The organism is Flavobacterium sp. ZT3R18, from assembly GCF_007097385.1.
Taxonomy (GTDB): Bacteria; Bacteroidota; Bacteroidia; order Flavobacteriales; family Flavobacteriaceae; genus Flavobacterium.
In genome coordinates, this window is record NZ_VJZS01000008.1 from 159,767 (window position 1) to 171,875 (window position 12,109).

At 35.1% G+C, this 12,109-nt stretch carries 13 protein-coding genes; 10 read left to right on the forward strand and 3 right to left on the reverse strand.

The features are described 5' to 3' along the window. Nucleotides 1-51: 51 nt before the first annotated feature. Nucleotides 52-600 carry a hypothetical protein gene (locus FNW52_RS10945; RefSeq protein ID WP_255515569.1) on the reverse strand — a complete coding sequence of 183 codons (549 nt, stop codon included), beginning with the start codon at nt 598-600 and terminating at the stop codon, nt 52-54. Nucleotides 601-688: 88 nt separating this feature from the next. Between FNW52_RS10945 and hpt the strand changes: the two genes are divergently transcribed. The 7 genes from hpt (at nt 689) to FNW52_RS10980 (ending at nt 7,179) form a co-directional block, all read left to right on the forward strand. Then, nucleotides 689-1,219, forward strand: coding sequence for a hypoxanthine phosphoribosyltransferase (hpt, locus tag FNW52_RS10950; RefSeq protein WP_143377508.1), 531 nt, complete (start codon nt 689-691; stop codon nt 1,217-1,219). 44 nt (nt 1,220-1,263) lie between these two features. Next, nucleotides 1,264-1,836 carry an adenylate kinase gene (locus FNW52_RS10955; RefSeq protein ID WP_143377509.1) on the forward strand — a complete coding sequence of 191 codons (573 nt, stop codon included), beginning with the start codon at nt 1,264-1,266 and terminating at the stop codon, nt 1,834-1,836. Between the two features lie 43 nt (nt 1,837-1,879). Continuing rightward, nucleotides 1,880-2,119 (forward strand): hypothetical protein, encoded by a 240-nt coding sequence (locus tag FNW52_RS10960; protein WP_143377510.1) that lies wholly within the window; start codon nt 1,880-1,882, stop codon nt 2,117-2,119. Beyond that, entirely contained in the window at nt 2,101-2,499 is a 399-nt protein-coding gene (locus tag FNW52_RS10965) for a type II toxin-antitoxin system VapC family toxin (RefSeq protein ID WP_143377511.1), read from the forward strand. The genes FNW52_RS10960 and FNW52_RS10965 overlap by 19 nt, the downstream gene beginning before the upstream one ends. A 9-nt stretch (nt 2,500-2,508) precedes the next feature. Continuing rightward, a complete protein-coding gene (locus FNW52_RS10970; RefSeq protein ID WP_143377512.1) occupies nt 2,509-3,783 on the forward strand; it encodes a hemolysin family protein in 1,275 nt (424 codons plus the stop codon). A 73-nt stretch (nt 3,784-3,856) separates the two neighbouring features. Continuing rightward, nucleotides 3,857-4,858, forward strand: coding sequence for a GTPase ObgE (gene obgE, locus FNW52_RS10975; RefSeq protein ID WP_143377513.1), 1,002 nt, complete (start codon nt 3,857-3,859; stop codon nt 4,856-4,858). Nucleotides 4,859-5,034: 176 nt separating this feature from the next. Beyond that, nucleotides 5,035-7,179 carry a S46 family peptidase gene (locus FNW52_RS10980; RefSeq protein WP_143377514.1) on the forward strand — a complete coding sequence of 715 codons (2,145 nt, stop codon included), beginning with the start codon at nt 5,035-5,037 and terminating at the stop codon, nt 7,177-7,179. A gap of 294 nt (nt 7,180-7,473) precedes the next feature. Here the strand turns inward: FNW52_RS10980 and FNW52_RS10985 are convergent, their stop codons facing one another. Then, the gene (locus FNW52_RS10985) at nt 7,474-8,466 is read right to left on the reverse strand and encodes a glycosyltransferase family protein (RefSeq protein WP_143377515.1); all 993 of its coding nucleotides are present in this window, start codon (nt 8,464-8,466) and stop codon (nt 7,474-7,476) included. A 19-nt stretch (nt 8,467-8,485) separates the two neighbouring features. Next, nucleotides 8,486-9,301, reverse strand: coding sequence for a UDP-2,3-diacylglucosamine diphosphatase (locus tag FNW52_RS10990; RefSeq protein ID WP_143377516.1), 816 nt, complete (start codon nt 9,299-9,301; stop codon nt 8,486-8,488). A gap of 344 nt (nt 9,302-9,645) precedes the next feature. On the opposite strand from FNW52_RS10990, the gene FNW52_RS10995 reads away from it, so the two are divergent. The 3 genes from FNW52_RS10995 to FNW52_RS11005 all read left to right on the forward strand — a co-directional run bounded on the left by FNW52_RS10995 (nt 9,646) and on the right by FNW52_RS11005 (nt 12,085). Next, nucleotides 9,646-10,818 carry a DUF1624 domain-containing protein gene (locus FNW52_RS10995; protein WP_143377517.1) on the forward strand — a complete coding sequence of 391 codons (1,173 nt, stop codon included), beginning with the start codon at nt 9,646-9,648 and terminating at the stop codon, nt 10,816-10,818. 65 nt (nt 10,819-10,883) lie between these two features. Further along, the gene (locus tag FNW52_RS11000) at nt 10,884-11,462 is read left to right on the forward strand and encodes a YdeI family protein (protein ID WP_143377518.1); all 579 of its coding nucleotides are present in this window, start codon (nt 10,884-10,886) and stop codon (nt 11,460-11,462) included. A gap of 47 nt (nt 11,463-11,509) precedes the next feature. Beyond that, complete coding sequence (locus FNW52_RS11005; protein WP_143377519.1) at nt 11,510-12,085, forward strand: Crp/Fnr family transcriptional regulator; 576 nt, start codon at nt 11,510-11,512, stop codon at nt 12,083-12,085. The last annotated feature ends 24 nt before the right edge of the window (nt 12,086-12,109 follow it).

Sequence of the window (12,109 nt, forward strand, 5' to 3'; positions counted from 1 at the left end):
AAATTGCCTTGAGTATGCAAAGATACTTTTTCCTAATCGAATAGGAAAATGCTATTTTATTTTCTTCAAAACTTCTCTAGCCACTGCTTTATAGGCAGAGCTATGGTTGGGGTAATCTTTGGTGATTATAGTTTTCAATTCGGGATGTATCCAATCGTAATGTTGTCCCAAAATGTACAAAGTACGCATCGCATAAGCTTTAGAAGCTACTTTGGTATCGTTAATCAACCAGTCAAAATTGGATTCTATGATTTCGTCTAGATGCTTTGGCGAAAGCTGTATTTCTTTTTTCTTATAATGGGAAAGTATCAAAAGCTGACAAACCTTGGCCACAGGTCGAATGGCGCTTTCGTCTTTTTGATTTTTAATGTGGGAACAGAAAAAATCCAAATGATCTTGTAGCCATTCCAATTTTTGGTAACATACAAATTCTAAAATCCAACAGGCTTTAGGTGCATTTTTGTCTAAAACTTGAAAACACAGTCGAACCAACTCGGGGAAAAGTTCTGGATTGTGAAGTACTTCATCAGCATATTTTTGTCTGTTGACTCTATATCCCGTTACATATTCTAATTTTTTTTGGAATTCGGTAACCATCATCGGTATTTTTGCTTTAAAAGTACAAATCAATTATCAATAGTCAAAAGTGAAATCCCTATCTTTGCAGAATATTTTAAAACGATATACTGTGATACAACTACACGATAAACAATTTGTTCCGTTTATTTCTGCTACTGAAATTGATTTTGCCATCAAAAAAATGGTTGCGCAAATAGAAGATGATTTTTTTGACGAAACACCAATTTTTATTGGAGTCTTAAATGGTGCTTTTATGGTGGTTTCCGATTTTTTAAAACTGTATAAGAAACCTTGTGAAGTTTCTTTTGTCAAATTAGCGTCTTACGAAGGGACATCTTCCACAGAATCGGTAAAGCAATTGATTGGGTTAAACCAAGATTTAACAGGACGTAGTGTGATTGTTATTGAGGATATTATCGATACAGGAAACACTTTGGAAGAATTGAAAAATTTGTTCAAACAACAAAATGTAAAACATTTTAAAATTGCAACACTTTTCTTCAAACCAGAAGCGTACAAAAAAGATTTGAAGATTGATTATGTTGGAATTAGAATTCCAAATAAATTCATAGTAGGTTTTGGATTGGACTACGATGGTCTAGGCAGAAACTTACCCGAAGTATATCAATTAAAGGAATAAAAAAACAAGAATAAAAAATAGTAAAAACCACATATAAAAAAGGAATGATCAATATAGTTTTGTTTGGAAAACCAGGAGCAGGAAAAGGAACTCAAGCTGAGTTTTTAAAAGAAAAATACAAATTAACACACATTTCAACTGGGGATGTTTTTCGTTATAATTTAAAAAATGACACTCCATTAGGTAAAGAAGCAAGAGTATATATGGATGCTGGAGATTTAGTTCCAGATGAGTTGACTACAAAAATGCTTATCGATGAGGTAAACAAACATCCAGATACAAACGGAATTTTATTCGACGGATATCCAAGAACCATCAGTCAAGCCGAGGCATTGGATGCATTTTTGCCAACGATTGGTTCAAGTGTAGCTGCAACAGTAGCGCTAGAAGCTGATGATAATGTTTTGGTAGAAAGATTATTGGAAAGAGGAAAAACCAGCGGAAGAGTTGACGATCAAGACGAAGATAAAATCAGAAATCGTTACCAAGAATACAACGAAAAAACAGCTCCATTGATGGGGTACTATAAAGCTCAAAATAAGTTTCACGCTGTAAACGGTATTGGATCTATTCAAGAAATTACAGAAAGACTTACGGCAGTTATAGATAATTTGTAACTTTATAGTGTTCCTATACTCAACTTGATTAAATTTTTTGATTATGGATTTAACAGTTAAAATTGGATATGATGAAATATTAGGTTTGGTTAAACAATTGCCTGCAAGTAAAATCAAACAATTGCAAGTGGTTATCAATCAGGATTTTATTTCTAAAAAAGCAAAGCAAGAAATTTCGGCTTTTCAAGAATTTTTATTGAAAGGACCTGTCATGTCTGACAAAGAGTTGGAACAATTTAATGAAAATAGAAAGGCATTTAGTCAATGGAGAGCGAAGAGTTAATTTGTTTAGATACTTCTGTACTAATTGATTACTTTAGAAAAAAAGACAAAAGCAAATCTTTTTTCTTTGAGTTGACAAAAAAGTATAATTTATTCGCAGTTTCTGTAATAACAGAATACGAAATCTTAATAGGAAGCAAACCAGAAACTGATGAATTTTGGGTTGCTTTTTTTGATAGAATAACAGTTTTGCCTTTTGATAAAGAAGCCAATAAAACGGCTGTTGAAATTTTTAAACAATTAAAAAAAGACAATAAACTTATTGAAATTCCTGATATTTTAATTGGAGCAACAGCCCAGACGAATAATTTAAAGTTGGCGACTCTGAATAAAAAACATTTTGAAAGGATAAAAAGCTTAGAAATAATAGTAAAAATTTAAAAACAACCATTGGAAATACTCATAATATTTTTTCTAATACTCTTAAATGGGGTTTTCTCTATGTCGGAAATCGCATTGATTTCGGCAAGGAAAAATAGATTGGAAACCGCCGCAAAAAAAGGAAATAAAAGTGCGCAAATAGCTTTAGATCTGGCCAATTCGCCAAATAAATTCCTTTCGACGGTACAAATAGGAATAACCCTTATTGGGATACTTACCGGTATCTACAGTGGCGATAGAATCACCAAAGATGTGGAGACTTTTGTCCAGGGTTTCGAAATATTAAAACCTTTCGCGCATTCAGTCGCCGTTGGAATAGTAGTTGTGATATTGACATTTTTTTCTTTGGTATTAGGAGAATTGTTGCCTAAAAGAATTGGGTTGAACCATCCAGAAGCGATTGCAAAAGCCGTGGCGTTACCCATGAAAATTGTTTCGATAATTACGGCTCCGTTTATATGGATGCTGACCCATTCGACCGATTTTTTATTGGATGTCCTGAAAATAAAACCTACCGCAGATGGTAAAGTAACCGAGGAGGAAATTAAAGCCATTATCAAAGAAGGAACTGAAGGCGGAGAAGTACAAGAAATAGAACAAGATATAGTAGAGCGAGTTTTTCATATCGGAGATCGAAAAATCAATTCGTTGATGACCCATAGAAAATCGGTTATGTTTTTGCCTTTGCATGCAGATAAAAATAAAGTGAAGGAATTTATGCTCAAAGAATTGCATTCTATTTATCCAGTTTATGGAGAAAATTATGATGATATTCTTGGGGTGGTAAACTTGAAAAATATATTTGCCCATTTTGAAAACGACAGTTTCAATTTGGCCGATATTATGACCGAGGCTCCTTTTATGATGGAACAAACCACCGCCTATAAAGCACTGGAAGAGTTCAAAAAAACAGGGATTCATTATGCTTTTGTTTCAGATGAATACGGGATTTTTCAAGGAATTATCACTTTAAATGATATTCTTGAAGCACTTGTAGGGAATGCATCTGATTTTTATAAAGATGATTTTCAATTAGTCGAAAGAGAAGACGGAACTTGGTTGGTAGACGGACATTATTCGCTACACGATTTTCTAACCTATTTTGAGTTGGATGAATTAATAAATGATTATGAAGTAACCACGGTAAGCGGATTAATCATGACCGAATTATCTCGTATCCCAAGACAAGGGGAGAAGTTGATTTGGCATAAATTTGAGTTAGAGGTCATCGATATGGATGGCGTGAAGATTGATAAAGTAATGGTTAAATCATTGCAAAAATAGAAATAGTTTTCAGTCACAGTTTTCAGTCGCAGTTTGCACTGAAAACTGTGACTGTGACTGAATACTTAGAAAAATGACAGAAGGGAATTTTGTAGATTACGTAAAAATTTATGTTTCTTCAGGAAAAGGAGGAAAGGGATCTACGCATTTGCATAGAGAAAAGTTTATTGAAAAAGGAGGTCCAGACGGTGGTGATGGTGGACGTGGTGGACATGTTTATCTAGTGGGGAACAAAGGGCTTTGGACTTTATTTCACTTAAAATTTGCACGCCATATCAAAGCAGGACACGGTGGTGATGGAGGAGGAGATCGTAGTACTGGTGCTGATGGAGATGATAAATTCATCGAAGTTCCACTGGGGACTGTGGTTAAAGATAAAGAAACAGGAGAAATTCTTTTTGAAATTACCGAAGATGGTGAGAAACAAATTCTTTCCCGTGGAGGAAAAGGAGGGTTAGGAAACTGGCACTTTAGAAGCTCAACCAATCAAACACCTAGATATTCACAACCAGGTTTACCAGGTGTAGAAATGGATGTAATTTTGGAACTTAAAGTATTGGCAGATGTAGGTTTGGTAGGTTTTCCTAATGCAGGAAAATCAACACTATTGTCTGTTTTGACTTCTGCAAAACCAAAAATCGCCGATTATCCGTTTACGACTTTAAAACCAAATCTTGGAATTGTAGCCTACAGAGATTTTCAATCTTTTGTAATTGCAGATATTCCTGGAATCATAGAAGGTGCAGCCGAAGGAAAAGGATTAGGACACTATTTCTTGCGTCATATCGAACGTAATTCGACTTTATTATTCTTGGTTCCTGTAGATACGCCGGATATCAAAGCAGAGTATGATATTTTGGTAAATGAGTTGACAAAATACAATCCAGAAATGCTGGATAAAGAACGTTTGTTGGTGATTTCAAAATGCGATATGCTGGATGATGAATTGAAAGCAGAATTGAAAACCGAATTAGACGTTGCTTTCAAAGACGTTCCTTATATGTTTATCTCATCGGTTGCCCAACAAGGTTTGACTGAATTGAAAGATAAATTATGGAAAATGTTGAATGACTAAAAATTTATATTTTTTATAACAAAAAGGTGTTCTAGCAATAGAGCACCTTTTTTTGTTTTTGGACAATTCTTAAATTTTGGTTAATAAAGATATGTTTAATTATGTTTATAGCCGTAATGCTTTAGTAAAGTTGTCAAAATGATTATATTCGTGCCATTAAAAAAATATTCAAAAATATGAAAAAAGTAATTTTATTTTTAACCATGTGTCTAATGGCTTTTCCTGTGAGAGCCGATGAAGGAATGTGGTTTTTAATGTTTATAGAAAGATTGAACCATAGGGATATGGAAAAAATGGGCTTGCAATTGACAGCCGAAGAGATTTACAGTATCAATCACCATAGCTTGAAGGATGCCGTAGTGCAATTCAATGGAGGTTGTACAGCCGAAATCGTTTCAAAAGAAGGTTTGGTACTAACCAATCACCACTGTGGATATGATGCGATTGCAGAACTTTCTACAGAAGAACAAAACTATTTAAAAAACGGTTTCTGGGCCAAAGACCGAAGTGCTGAATTGAAACCAAAATCATTATATGTGCGTTTCTTCGTTCGTATGGATGATGTTTCTAAAAGGATTTTATCAAAAGTAAATGATAAAATGACCGAAGCAGAGCGCAATAAAGCGATTCAGCAAGAAATGGCTTTGATTGAAAAAGAAAACAATGAAGGTGGAAAATACACCGTATCCGTTCGTCCTTTCTTTCAAGGAAATGAATATTACTATTTTGTTTACCAAGATTACAAAGACGTTCGTTTAGTAGGAACACCTACAGAAAGTCTTGGGAAATTTGGTGGAGATACCGATAACTGGGAATGGCCTCGTCATACTGCAGATTTCTCTATGTTTAGAGTGTATGCAGATAAAGACGGAAACCCGGCTGAATATTCTAAAGACAATGTGCCTTTACAACCGAAACACCATTTGCCAATTAGTATAAAAGGGGTAAAAGAAAATGATTTTGCAATGATTCTGGGATATCCAGGAAGAACAAACCGTTGGATGCCTTCTGGTGGAATAGCACAAAATGTTGGGTATGGGTATCCGTCATGGGTTGAAGGTGCCAAAACCGGAATGGATAACATGAAGAAGTACATGAGCAAAGATGAAGCCGTAAATTTGAAATACGCTTCTAAATACGCTTCTACTGCCAATTACTGGAAAAACCGTCAAGGGATGATTGATGCATTGACTAAAGCGCAAACCGCTAGTGCAAAGTCAAAAGAAGAAGCTAAATTTAATTCTTGGGCCAATAAAGCAGAGAATAAAGCAAAATACGGAAATGTGATTGCTACCATAAATGACTATTATGCAAAAACAAATTTAAAATCGCGTCATGACAATTACCTTTCTCAATTAGCGAGAACGACTTCTTATGGAGCTGGTCCTTCGGTATTAGGGAACGCGTTGATTGCGTATTATAAAGAGAATGAAGCGAAAAGAACTGAAATGCTTCCTAAATTAAATGCTTTAGTCGAAAATTATTATGGAGAGTTTTATGCTCCTTTAGAAAAAGATGTTTTGACAGCACAATTGAATTTGTATGCTGCCAAAGCATCAGAATATGGTTTGGCTCCAGTTATAGCTACAATGAAAGCAGCCAATAACGGTAATTTTGCTGCCGATGTCGATAAAGCAATTGCAGCCAGTATTTTTGCAACAAAAGAATCGGTTGAGGCTTTTATGAAAGATCCAAAAGCAGAATCAATTGCGACCGATCCTTTGTATGTAATCTCAAATGATTTGATGACTAAGATCAGAGCTAAATCGCCTGAGCAATTAAAATCTGATGATGATTTCGCTATCGCTTACCGCAAATTGGTGGAAGGTTTAAGAGAATCAAAATTGAATACCATTCAGTATCCAGATGCCAATTCTACTTTGCGTTTAACGTACGGAAAAGTACGCGCTTTGCCAGCGGACAAACGTAATGATGCCAAAATCAATAATTATACAACTATGACAGGAATGGTCAAAAAGTATAAAGCAGGAGATGCCGAGTTTGATTTACCAGCTCGTTTGTTGGAATTAAACAAAGCGCAAGATTTTGGAGAATATGCCGATAAAGCAGGGTATATGCCAGTGAATTTCTTAACCGATAATGATATTACTGGTGGGAATTCAGGTTCTCCAGTATTGAATGGAAAAGGAGAATTAATCGGTGTGGCTTTTGATGGTAATATCGAAGCTATGGCGGGTGATGTTATTTTTGACAAAAAACTACAACGTACGATCAATCTTGATATTCGCTATGTACTTTGGATTATTGATAAATATGCTGGAGCGCATAACATTATTGAAGAAATGACCATCATCAAATAGGTAGAGACGCAATGCATTGCGTCTCTACTGCATTGCGTTTTTTTTAGACAAAAAAAGCCGTCTCATTTTCGTTAGTGAGACGGTTTTTTTATTTTGGATAAATAACTTTAAGGTTTTGCTACGAATGATGAAGTGAAAGTTTTTCGCCACGAATTTCACTAATTCGCACTAATTCCTTTAAATTATAAAAGAAAAATTCGTGTGAAATTCGTGAAATTCGTGGCTCATTTTTTTAAAACGTTTTATGAAACCTAGTTATGTAGTAGAACCAAATTTAATAATGGGTTCTATATTTTATTTATCATTATAAGTGTCAAATAAAAATTGCAAGGTTTCTGGGATATTATTGGCCTGTATCTTTGGGTATTTTATAGGAGAATCGAGCCAGTTTTCTATTATTAGATCAAAATCATCGCCAATATCATAAAGAACCGGGACGCCCATTTTTTTGAGAGCCGCCGCATTGCATTCTTGCTCATAATGCTTCCGAATAGGAATAGAGAGTATTTTTTTTCTTAAATATAATGCTTCTGCTGGGGTTTCAAATCCTCCTCCAGTGATGATGCCTTCACAGTTTGTGAGACTTTTGTTGAAGTATTCTTGGTTGACAGGGTAATACGTGACGTTTTTTATGGTGTGTTTGGTTTGTATGCCATTCAAAAACCAATGAAAAGATAAATTAGGTAGTTTGTTGAAGGCTCGCTCTAAACAATCCTGTTGAAAAGAGGGTAGATAAACCGTGATATGCCCTTTGTTTTTCGGTTCGGCATTTGCGATTTCATCTTTGATAATGGGAGGATAAATAAAATCATCGTATTTGTCAAAATGCAAGCCGATGTTTTTTGGAGAAGGAGCATAATGTTTGAGAATCATTTCGCCCATAAGATTCTTTTTCTCGGGTCTTGGAGTTTTAGGAGATATAAAACTAGCTTGATGTCCAAATTGTATCGAATGTACTTTTTGCAATTTGCATGCCAAAGACGTAATCGAATCAAAATCATTGATGACCACATCGTAGTTTTTCAGCGGTAAGGAATTGGCGTCTTTATAGATTTGTTTGGGTTTAATGTTTTTGGCAATATCCCAATAATTCAAACCGCCACATTTACTGTAATGCAAGCTACAGCCTTCGCTTTTGAATTTTATAGGCAAATTGACATCTAGACTGGCATTGTTGCCACTCATGAAGAAATCAACTTCACCAAATTTTTGCAGATAAGGATATAGTTGTACGGCTCTGCTGATGTGTCCGTTACCCGTTGCCTGAATGGCGTAAAATATTTTCATTACTGATTGTTTTGGTTTTTTAAGAGAGGATTTTGTTGACAATGTCGTTCACTATTTTTTCCTCATGGGAGTCAGCGTCTTTGTAGTGGTCTGCTTTGTAATGATAAAGACTCCATTTTTGTTTTTTATATTCTAATGCTGTAAGATTTTCGATCCAGTCGCCACTGTTCAGGTACATTACTTTCCCGTGTTCGTTTTCTATTTCCTTCATTTGGGGTTTATGAATGTGCCCGCAAACTACATAACTGTATTTTTTTTGGATGGCGATTTCGGCAGCAGTAGTTTCAAAATTCGAGATAAAGGAAACTGCTTTCTTGACACTGTCTTTAATCATTTTAGAGTAGCTTCTTTTTTCTTTGCCTAAAATTTCCAAAAACCAATTGATCAAACTGTTAATCAAAATCAATAAATCGTATCCTTTTCCGCCTAGTTTGGCGAGGATTTTGGCATACCCTTGAGTCGAAGAGTCGAATACATCTCCATGAAAAATCCACGTTTTTTTGCCGTCTAAATCCAGAATAAGTTTATCGACCAATTCAAAATTACCTAATATAAAGTCAGAGTATTTACGTAACGCTTCGTCATGATTTCCGGTAATGTATATGACTCTAGTACCAAGGTTGGACATTTTTATAATTTGTCGCAATACATTCATGTGAGCAGCGGGGAAATAACTTTTGGTAAAACTCCACATGTCGATAATGTCTCCATTTAAAACCAATGTTTGTGGATTTATTGATTTTAAATACTGCAACAATTCTTTGGCATGGCATCCGTATGTGCCAAGGTGGATGTCACTTATAACCACCAGCGGAATTTTTCTTTTCCTTTTCATAATTAGTTTTTACGAAAGTAAGACGGCTATGTTATGTCAATGTGTTTTTAGTATTATTTGTATATAAAAAATAGGACTGTCAGTTTGTGGTAAGATAGTATCCGTAATATTATTGTCATTTCGATGAAAGAGGTTGAAAGTTCTTTTTGTATATTTGACTTCGGTGTAAACCGAAATTTAAGTAATAAAAGTCTCCGTATTTTGCAAGTTTTGAAAAATCCGAAAATAAGGCTTAATTTAATTTTAAATCACTAGTAAATAGTATATTACATTTAGTTTTATTGCGGCACTCTGCCATAGCTAAACATATATTTTATTAGCCCTAACGATCTAATCCCTAATTTATGGCATCACTTACCAATACCAGAATAGAATCCGTTGACTTACTAAAAGGTTTGATGATGGTTATAATGGCACTCGACCATGTGAGGGATTATTTTCATTATTCGGCTTTCTTTTTTGACCCAACAGACCCCATTCAAAGTAATTTACCCCTCTTTTTTACACGATGGATAACCCATTTTTGTGCGCCTACGTTTAGTTTTTTGGCAGGGCTGTCCGCATTTATGGCTGGCAAAAGGAAAACCCGGAATGAGTTATCTGGTTTTTTATTAAAACGGGGGCTTTGGTTGGTTTTTATAGAGTTGACCATTGTAGGCTTTGCGTGGTTTTTTGATGTTCAGTTCAGGACCTTTGGCTTGCTTGTGATATGGTCATTAGGAATTAGTATGATAGTTTTGGCAGTTTTGATTTATTTGCCAAGAACCTATATTCTAATTTTTAGCTTGTTGCTTATTTGCTGTCATAACCTGTTTGACAACGTTCATTTTTCTGGAAATGTATTGTGGGCTGTTATTCATGAACAAACTTTTTATGCATTGTCTGACCACACCCAATTGCTGATTGGATACCCACTTGTTCCATGGATTGGAGTAATGGCATTAGGATATTGTTTTGGTGCATTGTATGATAAATCTTTTGACAGTGCCAAACGACAGAAAATATTCAACAGTATTGGTGGAATTGCTATTGCAATTTTTATTCTATTACGATTGACAAATCTGTATGGTGACCCAAAGGAATTTAAACATTATGATACTTTGTCCCAAGATCTAATTTCTTTTTTTAATCCAAGTAAGTATCCGCCGTCACTTTTGTATGTATTGATGACTTTGGGTGCGGCTTTCCTATTTCTGGCGAACACTGAAAAGCTCAAAGGAAAGATTGTAGATTTCTTCTCTACTTTCGGAAGAGTTCCTTTTTTTTACTACATCCTGCATCTTTACTTAATTCACATATTGGCAATGATTTTTGCCCAACTGTCTGGTTTTGGTTGGCAAAAACTGATTCTCTCCACATGGATAGGATTTGAACCCAATATGAAAGGCTATGGCTATAGTCTTTGGGTGGTTTATGCGATTTGGATTGGAATTATTTTGATGCTTTATCCATTCTGTGAAAAGTTTGATGAGTATAAACAAGCGAATAAGGAAAAATGGTGGTTGAGTTATTTGTAAAAACAATTCACAACTAGTTTTCCTTCTGATAGAAAATAATTTTTGTTAATCAATAGATGAATAGTATGAATCCTAAAGTTGATTTTTATTTTAGTAAATCCGAAAAATGGCAGTCAGCACTGGAGCAATTGAGAAGGATTGTTCTGGATTGTCAGTTGACCGAAGAATTAAAATGGGGTTGTCCTTGCTACACGTTTCAGGGAAACAACATTGTTTTGATACATGAGTTTAAAGAATATTGTGCGCTTTTGTTTTTCAAAGGAGCCTTGTTAAATGATGCCAATGACATTCTAATCCAACAAACGAAGAATGTGCAGGCGGCAAGACAGATTCGGTTTACCAATGTTCAGGAAATAGTGGAGAAAGAAGCCATTTTGAAAGCCTATATTTATGAAGCTATTGAAGTGGAAAAAGCTGGCTTGGAAGTGCAATTCAAAAAAACGGATGAATTCATCATCGCATCCGCATTTCAAAAGAAATTAGACGAATTTCCCGGCTTGAAAAGCGCTTTCGAAGCCTTGACACCAGGACGGCAGAAAGCCTATTTACTGCATTTTTCGGCGCCCAAACAATCCAAAACTCAGGAGTCAAGGGTTGAGAAATACATGCCGCAAATTCTCAGCGGTAAGGGGTTGAATGATTAGCAAAGAGGAGAAAATAAAGGCATCAAATTAAATCCATCAAGAAAAGTATGTCTGAAATATTCAAGAACCATTTAGCAAAATTTATCGAAATAAACGAAGAAGAGCTTTCTGGTATTTTACTCTTTTTTCAGATTAAAAAGGTCAAGAAAAAAGAAAATTTGCTTGTAGAAGGACAGATTTGCAAATCGCATTATTTTGTGCTGAATGGTTGTTTGCGAAAGTTTTTCATCAATGGAAAAGGCATGGAACAAACCACCGAATTTGCAATAGAAAATTGGTGGATGACGGATAATTTTGCCTACGAGAGAGGCTTGTCAACAGAATTTTGCATTCAGGCGGTAGAGAATTCAGAAATTTTAAGCATTGACCGTGATGCACAAGAAAGGTTGCTGATAGAATTCCCAAAAATGGAACGCTATTTTAGATTCATCTATCAACGCGCTTACGCAGCCACACAAATGCGGATAAAATACCTGTATGACTTTTCGAAAGAAGAGTTCTACGATCATCTGTGCAAGGGGCATCCTGAATTTGTGCAAAGGATTCCACAGTATTTAATTGCTTCTTTTTTAGGTTTTACCCCAGAATATTTAAGCGAAATCAGGAATAAAAAGCGTTCTTAAACTGGTTTAAGTTTTTTTTATTAT

What these genes read in the sequence shown, in the direction of transcription:
- FNW52_RS10945 (WP_255515569.1), bottom strand. Translation starts at nt 600, where the DNA reads ATGATGGTTACCGAATTCCAAAAAAAATTAGAATATGTAACGGGATAT.
- FNW52_RS10955 (WP_143377509.1), top strand. Translation starts at nt 1,264, where the DNA reads ATGATCAATATAGTTTTGTTTGGAAAACCAGGAGCAGGAAAAGGAACT.
- FNW52_RS10960 (WP_143377510.1), top strand. Translation starts at nt 1,880, where the DNA reads ATGGATTTAACAGTTAAAATTGGATATGATGAAATATTAGGTTTGGTT.
- FNW52_RS10965 (WP_143377511.1), top strand. Translation starts at nt 2,101, where the DNA reads ATGGAGAGCGAAGAGTTAATTTGTTTAGATACTTCTGTACTAATTGAT.
- obgE (WP_143377513.1), top strand. Translation starts at nt 3,857, where the DNA reads ATGACAGAAGGGAATTTTGTAGATTACGTAAAAATTTATGTTTCTTCA.
- FNW52_RS10980 (WP_143377514.1), top strand. Translation starts at nt 5,035, where the DNA reads ATGAAAAAAGTAATTTTATTTTTAACCATGTGTCTAATGGCTTTTCCT.
- FNW52_RS10985 (WP_143377515.1), bottom strand. Translation starts at nt 8,466, where the DNA reads ATGAAAATATTTTACGCCATTCAGGCAACGGGTAACGGACACATCAGC.
- FNW52_RS10990 (WP_143377516.1), bottom strand. Translation starts at nt 9,301, where the DNA reads ATGAAAAGGAAAAGAAAAATTCCGCTGGTGGTTATAAGTGACATCCAC.
- FNW52_RS10995 (WP_143377517.1), top strand. Translation starts at nt 9,646, where the DNA reads ATGGCATCACTTACCAATACCAGAATAGAATCCGTTGACTTACTAAAA.
- FNW52_RS11000 (WP_143377518.1), top strand. Translation starts at nt 10,884, where the DNA reads ATGAATCCTAAAGTTGATTTTTATTTTAGTAAATCCGAAAAATGGCAG.
- FNW52_RS11005 (WP_143377519.1), top strand. Translation starts at nt 11,510, where the DNA reads ATGTCTGAAATATTCAAGAACCATTTAGCAAAATTTATCGAAATAAAC.